This is a genomic window from Desulfonatronum thiosulfatophilum (genome assembly GCF_900104215.1).
Lineage (GTDB): Bacteria > Desulfobacterota > Desulfovibrionia > Desulfovibrionales > Desulfonatronaceae > Desulfonatronum > Desulfonatronum thiosulfatophilum.
Genome location: NZ_FMXO01000021.1, coordinates 46,101 through 65,259, shown reverse-complemented (window position 1 = coordinate 65,259; position 19,159 = coordinate 46,101). Strand labels below are relative to the sequence as shown.

The following is a 19,159-nucleotide window of genomic DNA, read 5'->3' as shown; positions in this document are numbered from 1 at the left end:
CGCTCATCGCTCAAGTTTTCCAATTGCTTGAGGATCATCAACCCGACCATGAGCCGGATTGGTTTTGCTGGGCGCCCTTTCTCGCTGTAGTAAACCGTAAACTCATCATCGAAGTGCTGCCAAGGGATCTGTTTAGCCAGTTGAAGCAGAGAATGATGGGGATTGAGTTGTTTCAACAAATCCGGATAGAGGAAGTTGCCTTGATTACAATTTTTCTTTTTCGCCTTCATAGTCACTCCAAAATCAGTGATTTTTCGACCGGCTTATTACAGAAATACTGCAGTAACTGGTTGAAAATGTACTACGAAATAGAAAAAATGTCAAACAATTTTAAATAGTTGATCTATTTTCAGGGCAGACTAGATAGCGGAAAACCCACAGACTCGACGCACGCCAATGCGGCACGTATTTGCCGAAAAGTAAAGCCTCGCACCGGGATACGGGTTCACATATTAGGAAACAGAACGTGCTAAGCAGGCAATCCTTTCAGATATTTACTGGAATCATTGGATGATTTTCGCATACGCTATTGTCTTCTTTGCGGCCTTGATGCTGACGATGATCGGACTGGGCGGAGGACTTATCTTTTCTCCGGCATTCCTGCTCTTGGGCATGCCCCAGACCCAGGCCGTCAGCGCCTCGTTGCTGCTCAACGGATTGGCCGCGCTTTCCGCCGCCTTCGTCTACATGCGCAACGGCCTAGTGGACATTCCCGTTTCCGTGCCCCTGATCGGCGGCTCCGTCCTGGCTGCTCCAATGGGCGCGCTTCTGACCCACCACCTGCCCACCCATTTATTTCTCACGGTAATGTCCGGGATTCTTTTTCTGGCGGCCCTGCGGATGCTTTTCGTCGCCAAGGTCACGCCGCACCAGGAAAAAGTAAGCTCGTTGCGAAAGGCCTTCCTGGGTGCGTTGATCGGCATCGTGATCGGTTTTCTGGCGGGCTTGCTGGGTATCGGCGGCGGGATTTTCGTGGTGCCTCTGCTGATATACGTCCTCAAGATCGACACGAAGATTGCCGCGGCATCTTCGGCGTTCATCGTCTGCTTTTCCTCGTTTTCGGGATTTCTTGCCCATGCGAGCCTGGCTGCTCCCGACTGGAGGTTCATCCTCACGGCTTCCCTGCTCGCCATTGCCGGCGGCCAGATCGGCTCCAGGATCATGATCCAAAGGCTTCAAGGCCGCGCCATCCGCATCCTCTTCGGCCTGGTTCTTCTTGTTCTGAGCGCAAACTTGCTTCACCAGGTCATCATGGGATAAACGCCGACCTTTTTCCCGACAGCGCCGGGTGCAATGACGGCATGGACGAATTGCGCCTCTTCCTGTTCAATCCCAACCTCGATGCGGGCGTGAACCTGTCGGGCTTTCGGGATCAAGTCAGATTGAACCATTACAACAACAAGATTCAACGACAAGGAGCATAAATGGGTTTTTGGAGCACATCGACGCAGGTGGCCAGGTTCACAGTGGGCAAGCTGGAGGTTTCGGACCTCAAGGAACAGCTTACAGCCTTTTCTTTTCAGGACATCGAGGACACGGCCGAGGAGCTGTCCTTTGGCTGGACGTCCATCGACGACATGGACGACACGGCCTTCGAACGTTCGCCCGTTGAGCGAGGGGCGCTGAATGGCTGGTCCTTGCGTATCGACACCCGCAAGATCAAACCCGCCGTCTTGAGCCGTCTGGTTAAAAAACGAATCGCCGAGGAATCAGAGCGGGAAGGCAAGGCCTTATCCAAGGACCGGCGTCAGGAAATCAAGGATCAGACAAAGCTGTACCTGCTGACCAAGACCCCGCCCGAGCCCCGGGTGGTGGATCTGGTGCACGCGCCTCAGGAGGGCTTGCTGTACGTGTTTTCCAACAACAAGTTCGCTCTGGAGACGGTCAGCGAGCTGTTCGAAAAGACCTTCGGGATGGAACTGGAGCGCTTGACCCCGGCCTGGCTTGCGAGACGTCTGGCAGGCCAAAAGAGGGCCGAGGAGGTCTTCGAGGCCGGAATCGACGCCTTTGACGTGCCCTTGCCGCCCACCGTTCCGGCGCTCTTCCTGGCCCACTTGCTGAAAACAGCGGTGGCAGGCGAATCCATCAACGGCGTGCATCTGGACAGCGGCGGCAAGGTGGCCCTGGAAAAGCTCGTGGGCGAGAGCATGGAGAAATGCACCGTCTCCGGCTGGCAGGGCGATCCCATGGGCGAGCTGCTCATCGCCATGGCCGATGCAAAGCGCATTTCCGCGGCAACACTGATCCTGAACGACGAATCCACGCAGGAATCCTGGACCACCGGGGTAACTGCCGGTTTCGAAATCACGGTTAAAACACCCAAGGTGGACGTTCAGGACAAGGAAGACGCCGATGGTCTGTTTTTAGAAAAGTTCTTTCTGATCGAGCGTTTTTTCCAGATGTGGGACGATCTCTACCGAGAGTTCCTGACCACCTGGACCCCGGCGTTGGAAAATGAAATTGTGGCCTGGGCCCAAAGCATTGCTCCGAGCAGAGAAGATGCTCCCCGCTCAGATCATAGAATCCCTTGATAATTCATAGCAGCGCCATGGCCTGGATCTGCCGCTTGGAGGCTTCATCCAGGCCATTTCAACGAATTGCCGGCCTGCAACTGATCCGGTAGCATAGGTTTTCCGGTTTCCTTGAGAAAACCCAACCCGCCCATCACCGTCTCACCACATTGTTGTCCCGTTTCCTGACCGTAAATTGGAAAGAAAAGCATGCGTCTCACGGTGCCGATAATTATTTTATTAACTCTGCTGAACCTCTCCCTTGTCCTCAAGGTCGTCGTCAGCGATGGCACCCAGCTCGACGGCGACAAAAACACAGGTTGTGTAGAGCTGAACAACCTGGAGTTGCTCAAGGCCCGAGATGAAATCATGATCTTGCGTATAATCCTGGACGGCTATCGCGAAGGGAACAGTCCTACCGCCCACCTCCAGCAGGCCCTGGAAGAGATTGAGGAACTCAAGAACGTGCTGGCGGGATACAAGGAGGCCAACACGCATCGGTTGCGGTTGTCCGCGTACACGGCACGACCCGAGGAGACCAACGACGACGTGGAACACACCGCGATCATGCAGACGCCCAGACCTGGCTGGACCGTTGCCGTCTCCCACGACCTCCGCGGTTGGTTGGGCAAGCGGGTCTACATTGAGGGTTTCGGAGTGCGTATGGTCAGCGATCTGATGAATGCCCGTTACACCAGATCAATAGACATTCTCGTGCCCGACGTGGAAATGGCAATGTCCATCGGAGTCAAGCGCAATGTGCTGGTCACCCTCATCGAGCCCCTTATTCAGGACAACCCCTTAGAGAGCAACATTATCGAGCTTATGGAAGACGATCTTCCTCTCTCTCCATGGGAGCATTAGGAGCTTCGCCTCCTGAATATTATTACGTGCAGCCCAGAGAAAACGAGGATCACCTGAAAAGAATGGCGGAGGCCATGGCCAGAGGGCTTTGTTTCAAGTCCAATTGAACAAGCCGAGAGTGCAAGGGCGGGGGGAATTTTGTCGGCAATAAAAAAAGGATTTACGACAATGTCGTAAATCCTTTAATTTTTTCTGGTGCCGAGGGACAGAATTGAACTGCCGACACGGGGATTTTCAGTCCCCTGCTCTACCGACTGAGCTACCTCGGCGTGAACGAAAGATTGGATGTATAGCCAAAAGGTTTGCGGTTGGCAAGGCTTTTTCTTCCGGATAATAAATAGTGTTTCATTTCATTCAGATAGTGGGCCGAAAGCAGACCGTGATTGAGGCTCCGATGAAAAGATACTCTACGGGCAAATCAGCCGCGATATTCTGACCCAGCAGGCCAAGCAGGGCTGGGGAGCCGAGGTCGTCGACCGGCTGGCTCGTGACCTGCGCAACCTTTCCCGGCGATGAAAGGCGTGGCACAAGCTGGGTCAAGCCGCTTTACGCATGGAGCCGCGGAGTGCCCCGCTATAGGACGGTTCCTCGCTGAATTCAGGAAAAGTTTGTTCCAGGGATTTGAGATTGCCGGAACGCATCTAGATCCGGAACTGCGTCAAAGGTGTCGGCCACGGCCCCGATTTTAGCCAGAAGGGAATTGTTCCTCCGCTCAGCCCTCAGGATAAGTCGCGCCGTTCAAACATTCATAATGCTGATTGAACCTAAATTTGACTAGGTGATTCAAGAAACTTACATTGGTTGCAGACGTAAACAAGGGTAGTTGCGTGGCTTATTTGAAACCTTTTCAAGGAGGAATCATGAGCGTTGATCCCAAGGCATTGCTGGCGAAAATTTCTGAATTCTATCCGGAGCTGGAAAAAAGCGGCGTCGACATGTCCGCTGAATTCGATGAGAACAAGAAAGCTTGGCTGGTGAAATTGCGCAAGGACGGCCATGAACAAATAACCCATATCGAAGAGGAAGATGCGGAAAAATGCATGCAGGGGGTTGAATGCGTCCATCTGGGCGTTCATGTAGCCGATTTCATCCGTGCCTACTGCCAGATCGGAGGAGTTTGCAAGTCCTGATTCTTCTTTTTTTTGCGGTTTCAAAAGGCACAGGCGCTCTCCGTCTGTGCCTTTTTTCAATGAAAAAAATCGCTCGGCATCTTTAGGCCCACGTTGCATCAACCTTGGCCAACGCAGCCTTGCCCGGCGATCACTTCTTTCGGCCATTCCCAAAACAGCCTTGCGTGGATAAAGTCCGGCCCGACCCGGATTGGCTTTATCCACTTCCGCCTTGCTGTTCCATCATGCTTTGATGGGCCCGTAATCCAATTTTTTATCCAGATTCCAGGAGACGTTCATGGCGCAACGCCCAAGCCCCTTCGATCATTCCCATCAAACCCAGGTTGCCGCTCTCTCCAACGGCTTGAACGTGCTCGTCCATGAAGATAGCCGATTCCCCCTTGTCGCGATCCGCCTGTTCGTCCGGGCCGGCTCTGCCCATGAACTGCCGGAACAGGCTGGAATCAGCCACATGTTGGAGCACATGGTCTTCAAGGGCACGGCCAGACGTGGCAAAGGTCGGGCTGCGTCAGAAATCGAGTCCGTCGGCGGGGAATTGAATGCGGCCACCGGCTTTGATGCGACAACATACATCATCGATCTTCCGGCGAAGCATTGGGCTTTGGGGCTGGATGTGCTGCAGGACATGATCTTCAACGCGACCATTGACCCGGACGAACTGGAATCGGAACGCCAAGTGATTCTGTCAGAGATGGAGCAGGGCGACGACGACCCGCACCGCCGGATTTTCAAGTCCATTCAGGGAAGCATATGGGCGGATTCTCCCTATGCCCGACCCATTATCGGATATCCGGAAACCGTGGGGAGCATTACCCGTGATGACATCCTGGAGTATATCCGAGACCGGTACCAGCCCGCGAACATGTTGCTGGTCCTGTGCGGAGATATCCGGCTGGATCAGGTGCTCGGACAGGTGGAAGCCTTTTTCGGCGGGTTGCTTAATCATGGCGGAACTCGCTCCGCCGTCTCCCTTCCCCAGGCTTCGGTCATCCGTCCACCGGTCGTCCAAGTCGAGCAGGGACCATGGCAGAAGGCCTACGTCTCCCTGGCGATCCCCATCCCGGGTTTGCGGGACGTCCACAGCGTTGGTTTGGACGTCCTGGCGCAGATGCTCGGCGGCGACAGAACATCCTTGCTGTACCGTACCTTCAAGTATGAGCAAGGCATCGTGGATGTGATTTCCGCCTCGGCCACCACCCTGGATCAAGTCGGGATGTTCTTCATTCAGGCCAGGCTGGATCCCCAAAATATCACCCGGCTCTGGACGGGACTGCATGAAATGCTCGGCAGGCTGGACATCACCGCATTCCCTCCAGAGGCGCTGAACCGGGCCAAGCTGAACATGGAAGACAGCCTGTTTCAATCCAAGGAGACGTTTTCCGGCCTGGCCTCCAAACTGGGCCATTTTCAGTTCCACGAATACACGTTCAATGCCGAGCAGGCATATCTGCACCTGATCCGCACCATTGACGCCGAACAACTGCGGGACATGATCCGCTCCTACATCCGTCCACAAGGACTTGTCGGCTCCGTATTCACACCAAGGCCCGCGGAACTGGAGACTTCGGAGCTGACCCGGATTCTGGAAGAGAAATGGTCGTTGCAGGAATCGCCCAAAGCGCACGTTCATTCCGCCGCCACGCAGGCGGAGCGGGAAGTGATCCATCTCGCCCCGGGACGCACTCTGATTATGCTTCCGGATGCATCCCTCCCCTATACGGCTCTGTCGATGACCTGGAACGGAGGGGATTTGTTGCTCAGGCCCGGCGAGCAGGGACTTTCCGAACTGACAGCCCGGGTCTGGACCAAGGGGACGCGCTCCAAGACCGCGGTGCAGCTTCAGGATTTCCTGGCGGATCGGGCGGCCCGATTGAGCGCCGGTGCTGGACTGGAACATCTTCATCTCAACGTCCATTTCCCCAGCAGATTCAGTACGGAAATGCTGCCCTTTCTGCAGGAACTGATCCACGAACCGGCCTGGTTGCCGGAGGAGCTGGCCAGGGCCAAACAGGAACAGTCCGCGGCCATTGCGCGCACTGAAGACAATGCCGTGGGGTTGGCCCTCCGGCAGACCTTCCCCTTTCTTTTTCCCGAACATCCCTACGGCTATCAGCGGTCCGGCACGATTCAGGGGATTGAGGCCGTTGAGCGGGAACAGGTCATGTCTTTTTGGAATCGGCAGAAAGATCGTTCCTGGGTCCTTGCCGTCAGCGGGGACTATGACCGCGATGCCGTTCGCGCTTTTGCCGAAACCCTTGCCCGCCCCGACGCCATGGCCGCTCCGGTTCCTCAGCCTCCACGCTGGGGCCTGGAACGAGAGATGCTGCTCCAGCTCAAGGATCGCAATCAAAGCCATATCCTGGTGATCTTCCCCGTTCCGGGTCTCGGCCATGCGCACACCCCGGGATTGAACGTGCTGCGGGAAGTCCTGGCAGGTCAATCCGGCATCCTGTTTCGCGAGTTGCGGGATGTCCAAGGGTTGGCATACTCCGTGACCGCATTTCTCTGGCAGGAAACCCATGCCGGGTTCATGGCCTTCTACATTGGCACGTCTCCGGAAAAAGAGGCGGTCGCGGTCCAGGGATTTCAAGACGTGGTCCAACATCTGTTCGACAATGAACAGCCAGAGTCGGAACTGGAGCGGGCTAAGAATTTGCTCTGGGGCGATTACCAGCGCAATCGGCAACGCTTGATCGTCAGATCCCATGAAACTGCCGAAGAGATCGCCCGGGGCTTCGAGATGGACCACTCTCTGAAGCTCATCGAGCAGGCACGCCGGTTGACCATTCAGGACCTGGCATCGTTGATCCAGGAATATTTGCAATGGGACAAGGCATACCTGGTCAGGGTCCAGCCGTAGGCCAGGCCGAACATTTCCCGCTGCAACTGAACACCAGATGCCTCACGCTCCTCGCTCCGGAACATGAAAAGAACAAGCAGGGAAGTTGCCGGTCAGAGTCAGATGCCTGAACCCGATGCTTCGCTCCATCCGGAGCCCATGCGAACATCTTTGATGCCGACCTCATGAGCCACATGATTTCAGCCTGCCGTCGCTGCGGAACCTGCTGCGTCAAGGGCGGTCCGGCCCTGCACGAGGCGGACCTGGTGCTCTTGCGCGACAAGGTCCTGGGCAAGGAGGATCTTTATACCTTGCGCATCGGGGAGCCGGTCCACGATCAGATCAGGGACCAGGTCGTGTTGCTGGAGGCCGAATGCATCAAGATCCGCTCCGTAGAACGGGGGACGGGTTGTCGTTTTTACAGCGCCGCGTTCGGTTCTTCATCATTCGGTCGGTGCGCCATTCATCCCGCCAAGCCGGATGAATGCCTCGCCCTGAAATGCTGGGACACCGCTGATCTGGCCGCGACAAGCGCCCAGCCGCGCATCGGGAGGTTTGATCTTCTGGCCCCGGACAGCGCTCTGGGCGAACTGATCCGCATCCATGAAGAGCGCTGCTCCGTCCCGGCGCTTCTGGAGCTCCTTCGCTCGAATCATGCGAATGTATCCGAAGAGCTTCGCCAGGCCGCGGCGTTCGATGCCGCGCTGCGTTCGCTTATTCCGAAGCGCACCGGGGCAGCGCCGGACGTGCTCCCCTTTCTTCTGGGCCGGCCCCTGGACCAGGTCGTCCGGGGTTTGCGCCGTTGGCTGGATCTGGAGCACCGCTGACAGGCTGTTGAAAAATCCCCGCTGACTTTGTTGCCGCAACAACGGCAAACCTTCACGTATGATGAATACGCTTCGGTCTTGAAGTTTTTTTGCGCCTTGCCATCGGGGTTTTTGAACAGCCTGTGGATTTCCATTTACCTTCTTGTAGACGAAACCCTCTCCTTAATTTCCCCTTTTCCTCCGCTCCGCAAGGATGTTCAGCTTCCGCATCTTGCCCCGCAGCGTACTGGGGTGAAGCCCCAGCAATTGGGCTGCCCCGCGTGGGCCGATGATTCTTCCGTCGGTTCGTTCCAGTGTCCTGGTGATCATCCGGGACACGGCCAGATCAAAGGGTACAATCTCCTCCTGATCCACGCCGGAATCCGGTCTTGCCGAAACAGGTCCCGAAGGATGCAGCTCCAGGATCAAATCGCCGGAATCGGGGCGAATGGACTGACAGTGAATCAGGGAACGTTCCACGAGATTCTGCAGTTCCCGCACGTTGCCCGGCCAGCCATGCTGTTTGAGCCGGTCCATGGTCCCTGACGCGAGGCGGACCTTGCGGGCGATCTTCATTTCCCGGCACTTTTTGGAGACGATGTAGTCCAGCAGGGCCGGGATGTCCTGGGGCCGATGGCGCAGGGGCGGGATCATGATCGGGAAGACGTTCAACCGGAACCAGAGATCCTCGCGAAACGTTCCGTCACGCACCATCTGCTCCAGATTGCGGTGCGTGGCGCTGACGATCCGCACGTCCACGGATATGGTCTGTGTCCCGCCGACCCGTTCGATCTCCCGTTGCTGCAGCACCCGCAGCAGCTTGACCTGGGCCCCGGGGCTGAGTTCGCCGATTTCATCCAGAAAGATGGTTCCTTCCTGAGCCCGCTCGAACCGACCGCGCTTCAGGGCCAGGGCGCCGGTGAAGGCCCCTTTTTCATGGCCGAACAGTTCGCTGTCCAGCAGACTCTCCGGCAGACCGCCGCAGTTGACCTTCACGAAAGGCCCCTTGTGCCGCGGCGAGACCATGTGCAGGGCATGGGCCAGCAGTTCCTTGCCCGTACCGGTTTCGCCCAGCAGCAGCACCGGGCTTTCCAGCGGGCCCACCTGACGGACCAGCTGCATCACTTCCCGCAATCCCAGATCCGCGCCGATGATCCTGTCTCCGGCAACATTGCGCAGTTCCGTGGACAGATACCGGTTGTCGTCCTCGAGCATTTCCTTGAGCCGGACGACTTCCTGGTATTGAAGCGCATTGGCCACGGCAATGGCGAAGGGTTCATTAAGCGTGTTCATCAGCCGGGCATGGTCTTCCTCATAGCGGTTGCGGCCTTGAACGCCCAGCACCAGGATGCCGATCCGCCGCGATTCCAAAGCGAGGTCGGTTCGCAGCAGCGAAACGTCCTCCGGCCAGATCATCCTCAGCAACGGCAGGATATCCGGCTCCCTGCCGCGCCAGTCGTTGATCACCTCGAAGCTGGGTTCGGATCGCCACTGCCGGAGAACATTGGCCATGGCTCCTTCCGGAACCGGGATGGTGGTATGCAGATCCGGCCAGTTGTCCGGGCGAATTCGAACAATGGACCGCAGCACCCGCAGGTCCGGGTCGAAGAGCCCGATCTGCAGCGAATCCGCGGGGATGTACCCGCTAATGTATTCCAGAGTCCGTTCCATGGCCCGCTGCAGATTCAGACTGCTGCAGATCCGCAGCGTGGCCTCCCGGAAAAAGACATTCTCATCCATTCCTTTTCTCTCCCTGAGCGTCATATTTGAACAAAAACCCCATCACTATCATATTTGACGCTACTTGAATGTCAAATAAGACTTTTGCGTTTGTTATCTTTTTTAACAATCCGATTTCATGGGTTATTTTTTTGGCACGATTCATGTTAAAGATGTAGATGCACGTCAGACCGAAGGATCTGACAATTTTCAATCTGACCTGCGGTGTTGGGCCAATTCATCATTGTTTGCGATAATCTGGAATCTAAAAAAAACAGCTGCAATAGCGGGATTATGTATGGAAATCATTTATGTCAGTCCATTGAACAACGAACAAGAACTCAATGCATTGCAATCCGCGCGGGAATTGCTTCCTTGCGGCATTGAAACCGCGGATTCACTTGAGGTGTGGACCTGCGTGGAACGTGAGGGGGACATCGTGATCCTGTTGCATCAAGGTCCGGTACCGGAAAGAGAGGGATTCTCGGAGCAGGGTTTGAGAATTGCCGACATTTTTTCTCGCTTCGGCTGGGTCTCCCATACGCACTGGACCAAGGTGGCGAAAGAGACGGCGGACAAAGGGCAGGAGCCGGGTTGAGGAGACGGCATTCAGGAAGTCGGAGTTTGGAGAATGCCGTATAGCGCGAACGCCGCGGCATTGGGTTCAACATAAGATGTGTGAGCAACGGAGGGGTTGATGCAAAGAGGTGTTTGTTCCATTCGGCTTGGTGCTGCCGTGATAGTGCTTGTGCTGCTGGCCCTCGGGCTCGGGGGCTGCGGTGAAACGTCTGAAACCGCGCAGCGTCAGATGCCTCCCGCGCCGGTCGTGATCATCCACGCCCAGGTGCAGGACGTTGACGTGATGCGGGATTATCCCGCCCGAGTCCATGGCTCGCGGCAGGTTCAGGTCCGGGCCAGGGTCGAGGGCATCCTTCGGGAACGTCATTACCAGGAAGGGAGGATGGTCAACCAGGGTGAACTGCTGTTCCGGATCGATCCGGAGCGATATGAAATCGCCTTGCGCCGAGCCGAGGCTGATCTGGCCGACGCCCAGGCCAACCTGAACCATGCCCAGCGGGAATGGAACAGATACTCGGCGCTGTACGCCGAGGCCGCGGTAAGCGAACTGGAGCGGGACCGGGCCATGACCGAGCTTGAACGCGCCCAGGCACGATTCGCCCAGGCCGAGGTGGCCGTGGCCGACGCCCGGCGCAACCTCGGCTACACCGAAGTCCGCGCCCCCGTCGGCGGCCTGACGGACATGGAAAGCCTGTCCGAGGGCAATCTCATTGAATGGGGCGGCTTGTTGACCACCATCACGCAGCACGACCCGGTCCATGTCCGTTTTTCCATGCCCGAAAACGATGCGTCTCTGCTCAATGGAAGCGGTGAGAATCGTGGACAGGTAAACCTGCTTCTCCCAGGCGGCGGATTGCATCCCGTGTCCGGAGAGATCGACTTCACCGCCGGCACCATCGACGCCCGGACCGGCACCGTGGCTGTTCGCGCTGTTTTCGCCAATCCGGACCAGAATCTGATCCCCGGCCAATTCGTCCGGGTTCAGATGGCCCTGCAGCATCTTGAACGTGTTTTTCTCGTGCCTGAAAGCGCCATTGGCCAGGGCAGGGAAACCACGCATCTCTTTATCGTCGATGCACAGGACACGGCCCGGGTTCGTCCGGTTCGCCTCGGTCCGGTGATCGATGGTCGGCAGGTGGTCCTGGACGGCCTGCGGAGCGGCGACCGGGTTGTGATCAGCGGCCAGGTGGCCCTGCGCGAGGGCGCGCCCGTCAACATCATCGGCGGGGAGGCCCAGTAATGTTTCGCTTCTTCATCGATCGGCCGATTTTCGCCTCGGTCATCTCCATCATCATTGTCATGGCCGGGGCCGCGGCCCTGCGCATGCTGCCGGTGGAGCAATATCCGGACGTGGTGCCGCCCCAGATCGTGGTCACGGCCATGTATCCGGGAGCCAGCGCCGAAGTCGTCGCCGCCTCCGTGGCCGCGCCCCTGGAACAGGAAATCAACGGCGTGGACAGCATGATCTACATGGAATCCAGCGCCACGGATGCCGGCAGCCTGCGCATCACTGTCTCCTTCCAGATGGGCACGGACCCCGATGTGGCGGCCATCAACGTCAACAACCGGGTCCAGGCGGCTCTGTTCCGACTGCCGCAACGGGTCCGGGATCTTGGCGTGCGCGTGGAAGCACGGTCCACGAATATCCTGATGGTCCCGGTGCTGTACTCGCCGGGCGGCGAAGAAAGCACGCTGTTCATCAGCAACTATGCGCTGCTCAACGTGCTGGACGAACTGGTGCGCCTGCCCGGAGTGGGCGAGGCCTCCCTGTTCGGCTCCCAGGACTATTCCATGCGCATCTGGCTCAATCCGGAAAAGATGGCCCAGTACGACCTCATTCCCTCGGACGTGGCCGCGGCCATCCGCGAACAGAACGCCCAGTTCGCCGCCGGACAGCTCGGCGCGCAGCCCGCCCCGGAAGGACAGGCCTTCACCTTTGCCGTGACCACCGCGGGACAGTTGAACGATGCCCGGGAATTCGAGCGGATCATCCTGCGCTCCGACGCGGACGGAGCCGTCCTGCGCCTGGGCGACGTTGCCCGGGCCGAGCTGGGCTCCCAGAACTATGCCTTTTCCGCCACCTATAACGACATGCCCGCGGTGCCCATCGGCATCTATCTTCAGCCCGGAGCCAACGCCCTGGATACGGCCGTCGGCGTCCGAGCGACCCTGGACAGCCTCTCTCAGCGATTCCCACCCGGCGTGGACTACACCATCGCTTACGATACCACCGAATTCGTGGAGATCTCTATTCGCGAGGTGATGATCACCCTGCTCATCGCCGTGGCGCTGGTGATTCTGGTAACATACCTGTTCCTGCAGCGATTTCGGGCCACCCTGATTCCCGCCGCCGCGATTCCGGTCTCTTTGATCGGCACCTTTGCCGGTATGATGGCCCTGGGTTTTTCCGTGAACCTGCTCACCTTGTTCGGCCTGGTGCTTTCCATCGGCATCGTGGTGGACAACGCCATCATCGTCCTGGAAAACGTGGACCGACTGATGCGTGAACAGAACATGCGCGCGAGAGAGGCGGCCATCGAGACCATGAAGCAGGTCTCCGGCGCCGTGGTTTCCTCGACTTTGGTCCTGGTGGCGGTCTTCGTTCCCGTGGCCTTTCTGGGGGGCATGACCGGAGAACTCTACCGCCAGTTCGCGGTGACCATTTCCGTCTCCGTGGTGGTTTCCGGGATCGTGGCCCTGACCCTGACCCCGGCCATGTGCGCGCTGTTGCTGGACCGCAAGACGAGGAAGGCGTCCCGCCCTTTCGCCCTGTTCAACTATCTGTTCGACGGAATCACCGGCATTTACGTCTGGACCGTGGGCAAGCTGCTGCGCCATGCCGTGATCGCCGTCCTGCTCTTTCTCGGCGTCATGGCAGGTACAGTTTATTCCGTATCTCTCCTGCCCTCCGGCCTAGTGCCTCAGGAAGATCAGGGCGTGGCCATGGTTGTCTATCAGCTGCCCCAGGGTTCGTCCCTGCCCCGGACCGAAGCCGTGCGCCGGACCGCCACCGCGATGCTGACCGGACTGGACGAGATCCAGGAATTCACCGCCATTGCCGGGTTCGACATCTTTGATTCCGCTCTGCGCCCCAACATGGGCCTGGGTTTCGCCAATTTGACCGACTGGCGCGAACGCACGGCTCCGGGCCAGGACGCCATGTCTCTGGCCGGGCAAATCATGGGCATGGGCATGGGGATTCCCGATGCCAACGTGCTGGCCTTCACCCCGCCGCCTATCCAGGGTCTCTCCCTGACCGGCGGAGTGCAGGGCTATCTGGAGATCCGGGACGACTCCTCGCCGCGGGAGATCGAGGCCCTGGCCACGGGTCTGATGAACGCGGCCAATGCCCGACCCGAACTGGTCAATGCCAGGAGCACCCTGGACACCGCCATTCCAAGGTATCATGCCCAGGTGGACCGGGAAAAGGCGCGGGCCATGGGAGTGCCCATTAACCAAGTCTTCGAGGTCATGCAGAGCACCTTCGGCTCCCTGTACGTCAACGACTTCAGCCTGGCCGGGCGCAACTGGCAGGTCAACATGCAGTCCGAGGGAGAATTCCGCAGCAGGCCGGAAGACCTGAACCGGGTCTTCGTACGCTCGCAATTTGAGGAAATGCTTCCCTTGAGTTCCCTGATCACCCTGGAGCGCAGCCCCGGCCCGGACATCATCAACCGGTTCAACGGCAATGTCGCGGCAAAATTCTTTGCCGACCCCGCCCCTGGATACACCACGGGTCAGGCCAAACAGGCCATGGAAGAGGTCGCCGCGGAAATGCTCGACCGCAACAAGCAGCTCGGCTGGATCGGCGAAGCCTATCAGCTGGATGCGGCGGCCGGAGCAGGGGGACTGGCCTTCGGGCTGGGCCTGCTGATGGTATTCCTGATTCTGGCCGCCCAGTACGAACGCTGGACCCTGCCCTTTGCCGTGGCTTCGGCCGTGCCCTTTGGCGTGCTGGGCGCGGCTCTTTTCGGCTTGTGGCGCGGTTTTCCCAATGACATCTATTTCCAGATCGGACTGCTGGTGCTCATCGGTCTGGCCGCGAAGAACGCCATCCTGATCGTGGAGTTCGCGGCCCAGAACCGGCAGGAAAAGGGCCTGTGCGCCTTTGATGCGGCTCTGGCCGCGGCCCGGCAGCGATTCAGGGCGATCATGATGACCGCGTTGACCTTCATCATCGGCTCCCTGCCTCTGGTCTTCGCCACCGGCGCGGGAGCCAACAGCCGCCAGGAAATCGGCATGGTGGTCGTGGGCGGCATGATCTTCGCCAGCTCGCTGGCCCTGCTCTTCGTGCCCCTGTTTTACAAACTGATGGATGATTCCTCGTTCTGGTTTCATAATCGAAAAATGCTCCGCCCCAAGAAAGAGGTCTGCAATGAATAGCCGAACCATGTCCCGTTTTTTCCACGGACTCCTGGCATTGCTGGCGTTGCTTCTCAGCGGCTGCGCCCTTGGTCCGCATTACCGAGCCCCGGATCTGGAATTGCCCGCGGCATGGCCGCCGAACGATGTCCTGGATGTTCAGGAGCGGAGTGTTCTCGACGCAGGTGAGGATTGGAGGCAATGGTGGGTGGAGTTCGGCGATCCGGATCTGGATGAGCTGGTGAACCGTGCCGTGGCGGACAATCTGGACATCCGAATGCAGGCCGCCAGGATTCAGGAGGCCCGGGCGCGGCTGGGATTCAGCACCGCCGACCAGTTCCCGACCGTCGGCTTCCAGGCCGACGCCGTCCGCCAAAGGGCGTCCGGGGCCGTCACGGGCGTACCTCATAGCCAGGGAACAACGGTCAATCTCTTCACTCTGGCGGGCGTTCTGAACTATGAGGTGGACATCTGGGGCCGGGCAGCCAGGGAACGCGAGGCTTCCGAAGCCCTGCTCCGGGAAAGCGGTTTCACCCATGACGCCGTGCGCCTGAGCGTGATCACCGAGGTGGTCGCCACCTATTTCAACTTAAAGGCGGCCCAGAGGGAACTGGACATCACCTCGGAAGCCCTGAACATTCTCGAGGAGACCTATCGTCTGCAAACGGTGCGGTTCAGGTATGGGGAGATCGACGAACTCATCCTGCGCCAGGCTGAGACGGAACTGGAAGCGACCCGAGCCCTGCTTCCTCCGCGGATCGGACAGCTCCGGAGGCTGGAAGGCGCCTTGGGCGTTCTGACCGGGTTGAGTCCGGCCGAGCTGATGGCTGAACGCGAATACGACGCCCGAGACCTGACGCAAATCCGCAATCCCGAGCTCGTCCCCCAGGTTCTGCCCTCGGAACTGCTGCTTCGCCGCCCGGACATCCGGGCCGCGGAAGCGTCCCTGCAAGCTGCCTCCGCCCGGATCGGGATCGCCCAGGCCCAGCGCCTGCCCCGGTTGAATCTGGCAGCGCTGCTGGGTGCGAACGCCCTGGAGATCGATGATCTCTTCGGTTCATCGGCACAGGTCTGGAATCTGGGCATCGGCGCCGCCGGCCCCCTGCTGGATTTCGGACGGAACAGAGCGCGGGTGGAAACCGCCCAGGCGCAATACCTTCAGACCGAGGCCGGATATGTGGCAACCGTGAACCTGGCCTTCAACGAGGTTCGCGACGCGCTGGTGCTGCATCAAAGCACCATGGACCAGGTGGAGGCGGTTTCCCGCCAGCTGGCCATTGCCCGGCGCACCGAGGAACTGGCGAACATCCGCTACCGTCAGGGCCTGATCCGGTTCATCGAGTTCCTCGATGCGCACCGGTCACGGCTCGCGGCGGAACAAAACCTGAACAACGCCCTCCGCGACCGCCTCACCGCAACGGCAACCCTGTTCAAGGCACTGGGTGGAGGTTGGGGGTAGCGGTCGCAGAGCGTTTATACGGATCATTTCCGGGAACTGTTGCTCTTCGCCTTTGCGTCGGATAGGTTTTCGTCGCAGTCCTCAACCCGCATCCCCATGAGGTCTCCATGTTTCACTCCTTGATTCCATACCGGATTCCATTTCGTGTCATCCTGGTCGGCATCGTGTTCCTGTCCGCCATGATCATGGCCTGCGCCCCGGGGCAGCAGCGTTCCGCAACCGGATCCGAAGCATTGCAGGACGTGGAATGCGGGCCGTTTCCCGTGCGGTTCCAGGACGTGGTCATGGCTCATGTCTTCGAGACGTATCCGGGCGACATGGTTCTGCGCAATGTCGTGGTCAGTCCGCCCTCTGTCGGACTGCTTCCGATGAATGCGGAAAATGTTCCCGGATATGTCGGGCGGGTTCGTTTTTCCCTGAAAAGCGAGGAGCGTCAGGCCTATCTGCCGGTCACCTACTGCTATTTTCTGCGTGAGGACCGGGTTCTTGCCTTTGAGAACGCGCAAGATGCCGAGTGGTGCGGGATTCTGAAATAGGATCTAGATGTCTTGCTCAGGATTCGGGGGAGGCAGGGGGCGCACGATCAGCTTGATGCCCTCCCTGCCAACGACTTCGATCACGGTTCCAGGCGGGATCGGACAGGTCTTCGGATCGGCCTTGGCTTTCCAGAGCACGCCGCCAATGCGGATGTACCCCTCGGGGTGCATTTCGCCGCGCACCTCGCCTCGCAGGCCGACCAGGGAGTACCATCCGTCACCGACATTTGCCTGGTAGGCCGGCCAGACGAAAAAGAACATCAATGTGTCCTTGGCAAGCCAGAGCAACATGAGCATCCAGGCGGACCTTTCGGAAAGTCCCAGTACACTGTGCAGAAACCAGAGCCCTGCGCCGACCAGCGCCACTCCGGGGATCTGCATCAGGGCGTAGCGAAGCACCGTGGTTCTGTCCCAGGTGGGCTGGTTTTGTTTGCTCAAATTGTTGGCCATCTGGTTTCGGAGAAGTTTCGTCGTGTCGTCAGGTTCAGGTCAGGCAGGCTGCGGATTGGCCGGATCTGATTTGCGATGAGAATGTTCGTATCTGCCTTCTGCCTACTGCAAATGACCATGAATTGAAAGAAAGACGCACTGTCGTCATTGCCGTAATGTACGCCTCGACATCGGGAGAACTCAATGGATTTCAAGAAACATCTGGTGCTGGCCTGGGAAATGACGCTTCGATTCATTGTGCCCCTGGTCCTGATGACTTTGGTCATGTTTCTGGCTTCATTCCTGACCCTGGGCATTCTCGCTCCGGTGATGATGGCCGGCTACATGCATGCCGTGCTGCTGGTGATCCGGGTAGGGCGGGAGCCGAAGATCGGCGACCTGTTTTCGTTCATGGGACTTTTTCTGCCCCTGCTGGCTTTTACCGTGCTGGCCGTCCTGGCCGTGAGTCTGGGGTTGGCGCTTCTGGTCCTCCCCGGCCTCGCCGTTATTGTCGGTCTTGCCGTGGGAGCGGTCTACATGCCGCCCCTGATGACGGACAGGGGGCTGGGGTTGATCGACGCTCTCATGGAAAGCATGCGCATGTCGTTCAAGAACAACATCGGGGAACATCTCGTGGTGGTTCTTATTTTCTGGGCCATTCAGGCCATCGGCGGCTCCTTCGCCATCGGCGCGCTGTTCACGACCCCCATTGCCGTGATGTTCCTGATGTCCGTGTATGAGGAACGGATCAGCGCTGTGCCGGTGAGTCCGAACCAAATTTGATGCTGCGTTTTGGAAACATGCCAGCCTTTTTGTTCTCTGCAAAATATCCATAATTTTAGAGTGGTAGATTGCAGTATGTTCAAAGGGAGCCTCCAGGGTGGGCCATCAATCATCGAAATCGAAATCGCTATCGAAATCGGAAAGTTACCAGGAATCGATTACGATCACGATTTCGATTTCGATACCGATTCAGAGCGCCCGTAGTGCGAGAACAAATCTGCTCTGGGAAACATGCTTGACATCTTTTGCCTGCACCGAGTATAGACCACCTCTTTCAGTTTTGAACGAGGAGACGGAGCATGAAAACATATTCACCCACCGCGGCGGAACTTAATCGCGAATGGTTTGTGATTGATGCCGACGACAAGGTTCTCGGCCGGCTGGCATCAACGATTGCCGATCGATTGCGTGGAAAACATAAGCCTGAATTTGTTCCGCACATGGACAACGGCGATTTCATCGTGGTGGTCAACGCCGAAAAGGTAAAGACTACGGGAAACAAGCTGGACCAGAAGATGTACAATCGCCACTCCGGCTATATGGGTGGGCTGAAGCAGACCAACCTGCGGACCATGCTCCAGACCAAACCCGAGTACGTCCTGGAACACGCTGTCAAAGGCATGCTTCCCAAGAATCGTCTGGGGCGCGCCTTGTTGAAGAAATTGAAGGTCTATACCGGCGCCGAGCATCCGCATTCGGCCCAGCAGCCTAAAACTTTGGATGTCTAAGAGAGGTCAGGCATGAGCAGTGATTTTTTCTATGGAACCGGACGACGCAAGTCCGCCGTGGCCAGAACCAGGATATACCCGGGCAGCGGTCAGATCCTGGTGAACAATCGTCCTTTCGACGAATATTTTCCTCGGGCCACTCTGCAGATGATCGTGCGCCAACCCCTGAACCTGACCAAGACTCTGGGCAAATTCGACATCAAGGCCACCATTGACGGCGGTGGCGTGGCCGGTCAGGCTGAGGCGCTGCGTCACGGCATTTCCCGTGCGCTGCTTTCCTATGACGCCGAACTGCGTCCGACCCTGAAGCGCGCCGGTTTTCTTACGCGCGACGCCCGGATCAAGGAACGCAAAAAGTACGGTCTGCGTTCGGCCCGCGCCCGCTTTCAGTACTCAAAACGCTAATTTTCACTTC

General features: G+C 58.2%; 18 protein-coding genes and 1 tRNA gene. 13 read left to right on the top strand and 6 right to left on the bottom strand.

Annotated elements, in window-relative coordinates; genetic code table 11:
* Positions 1-230 (bottom strand): transposase (locus tag BLP93_RS16795; RefSeq protein ID WP_139163034.1); only part of this gene is annotated, 230 nt, incomplete at its 3' end.
* 280 nt (positions 231-510) lie between these two features.
* On the opposite strand from BLP93_RS16795, the gene BLP93_RS15600 reads away from it, so the two are divergent.
* Complete coding sequence (locus tag BLP93_RS15600) at positions 511-1,260, top strand: sulfite exporter TauE/SafE family protein (RefSeq protein ID WP_092123692.1); 750 nt, start codon at positions 511-513, stop codon at positions 1,258-1,260.
* On the opposite strand, the gene BLP93_RS16955 is transcribed toward BLP93_RS15600, so the two are convergent.
* On the bottom strand, positions 1,239-1,391 hold the full coding sequence (locus BLP93_RS16955) for a hypothetical protein (protein WP_153304292.1): 153 nt from the start codon (positions 1,389-1,391) through the stop codon (positions 1,239-1,241). The two genes, BLP93_RS15600 and BLP93_RS16955, sit on opposite strands and share 22 nt — an antisense overlap.
* A gap of 33 nt (positions 1,392-1,424) precedes the next feature.
* Here BLP93_RS16955 and rdgC point away from each other — a divergent pair, with 33 nt between their 5' ends.
* A complete protein-coding gene (rdgC, locus tag BLP93_RS15595; protein ID WP_092123690.1) occupies positions 1,425-2,531 on the top strand; it encodes a recombination-associated protein RdgC in 1,107 nt (368 codons plus the stop codon).
* 189 nt (positions 2,532-2,720) lie between these two features.
* Positions 2,721-3,374 carry a 3D domain-containing protein gene (locus tag BLP93_RS15590; protein WP_092123688.1) on the top strand — a complete coding sequence of 218 codons (654 nt, stop codon included), beginning with the start codon at positions 2,721-2,723 and terminating at the stop codon, positions 3,372-3,374.
* Between the two features lie 193 nt (positions 3,375-3,567).
* On the opposite strand, the gene BLP93_RS15585 is transcribed toward BLP93_RS15590, so the two are convergent.
* Positions 3,568-3,643: transfer RNA gene (locus BLP93_RS15585), tRNA-Phe, on the bottom strand.
* A gap of 495 nt (positions 3,644-4,138) precedes the next feature.
* Positions 4,139-4,708, bottom strand: coding sequence for a hypothetical protein (locus tag BLP93_RS16950; protein WP_153304291.1), 570 nt, complete (start codon positions 4,706-4,708; stop codon positions 4,139-4,141).
* Between the two features lie 73 nt (positions 4,709-4,781).
* Here BLP93_RS16950 and BLP93_RS15575 point away from each other — a divergent pair, with 73 nt between their 5' ends.
* On the top strand, positions 4,782-7,364 hold the full coding sequence (locus BLP93_RS15575) for a M16 family metallopeptidase (protein ID WP_092123684.1): 2,583 nt from the start codon (positions 4,782-4,784) through the stop codon (positions 7,362-7,364).
* Between the two features lie 164 nt (positions 7,365-7,528).
* Entirely contained in the window at positions 7,529-8,170 is a 642-nt protein-coding gene (locus BLP93_RS15570) for a YkgJ family cysteine cluster protein (RefSeq protein WP_139163033.1), read from the top strand.
* Positions 8,171-8,332: 162 nt separating this feature from the next.
* Here the strand turns inward: BLP93_RS15570 and BLP93_RS15565 are convergent, their stop codons facing one another.
* Positions 8,333-9,889, bottom strand: a complete 1,557-nt coding sequence (locus BLP93_RS15565) for a sigma 54-interacting transcriptional regulator (protein ID WP_092123680.1) — start codon at positions 9,887-9,889, stop codon at positions 8,333-8,335.
* Between the two features lie 118 nt (positions 9,890-10,007).
* On the opposite strand from BLP93_RS15565, the gene BLP93_RS15555 reads away from it, so the two are divergent.
* The 5 genes from BLP93_RS15555 to BLP93_RS15535 all read left to right on the top strand — a co-directional run bounded on the left by BLP93_RS15555 (position 10,008) and on the right by BLP93_RS15535 (position 16,804).
* Positions 10,008-10,466: a hypothetical protein gene (locus BLP93_RS15555; protein WP_139163032.1), complete on the top strand. Its 459-nt coding sequence runs from the start codon at positions 10,008-10,010 to the stop codon at positions 10,464-10,466.
* A gap of 99 nt (positions 10,467-10,565) precedes the next feature.
* Positions 10,566-11,687, top strand: a complete 1,122-nt coding sequence (locus tag BLP93_RS15550; RefSeq protein WP_092123674.1) for an efflux RND transporter periplasmic adaptor subunit — start codon at positions 10,566-10,568, stop codon at positions 11,685-11,687.
* Positions 11,687-14,830 carry an efflux RND transporter permease subunit gene (locus tag BLP93_RS15545; RefSeq protein ID WP_092123672.1) on the top strand — a complete coding sequence of 1,048 codons (3,144 nt, stop codon included), beginning with the start codon at positions 11,687-11,689 and terminating at the stop codon, positions 14,828-14,830. Before BLP93_RS15550 ends, BLP93_RS15545 begins: the two co-directional genes overlap by 1 nt.
* A complete protein-coding gene (locus tag BLP93_RS15540; protein WP_208596668.1) occupies positions 14,823-16,268 on the top strand; it encodes an efflux transporter outer membrane subunit in 1,446 nt (481 codons plus the stop codon). Before BLP93_RS15545 ends, BLP93_RS15540 begins: the two co-directional genes overlap by 8 nt.
* Positions 16,269-16,375: 107 nt before the next feature.
* On the top strand, positions 16,376-16,804 hold the full coding sequence (locus BLP93_RS15535; RefSeq protein WP_092123668.1) for a hypothetical protein: 429 nt from the start codon (positions 16,376-16,378) through the stop codon (positions 16,802-16,804).
* A 3-nt stretch (positions 16,805-16,807) separates the two neighbouring features.
* On the opposite strand, the gene BLP93_RS15530 is transcribed toward BLP93_RS15535, so the two are convergent.
* Positions 16,808-17,254, bottom strand: coding sequence for an NfeD family protein (locus BLP93_RS15530; RefSeq protein WP_092123666.1), 447 nt, complete (start codon positions 17,252-17,254; stop codon positions 16,808-16,810).
* A 183-nt stretch (positions 17,255-17,437) separates the two neighbouring features.
* Between BLP93_RS15530 and BLP93_RS15525 the strand changes: the two genes are divergently transcribed.
* The 3 genes from BLP93_RS15525 (at position 17,438) to rpsI (ending at position 19,149) form a co-directional block, all read left to right on the top strand.
* Positions 17,438-18,016, top strand: a complete 579-nt coding sequence (locus tag BLP93_RS15525) for a hypothetical protein (RefSeq protein WP_092123664.1) — start codon at positions 17,438-17,440, stop codon at positions 18,014-18,016.
* A 299-nt stretch (positions 18,017-18,315) separates the two neighbouring features.
* Positions 18,316-18,744: a 50S ribosomal protein L13 gene (gene rplM / locus BLP93_RS15520; protein WP_092123662.1), complete on the top strand. Its 429-nt coding sequence runs from the start codon at positions 18,316-18,318 to the stop codon at positions 18,742-18,744.
* A gap of 12 nt (positions 18,745-18,756) precedes the next feature.
* Positions 18,757-19,149, top strand: a complete 393-nt coding sequence (rpsI, locus tag BLP93_RS15515; protein WP_092123660.1) for a 30S ribosomal protein S9 — start codon at positions 18,757-18,759, stop codon at positions 19,147-19,149.
* Positions 19,150-19,159: the final 10 nt, after the last annotated feature.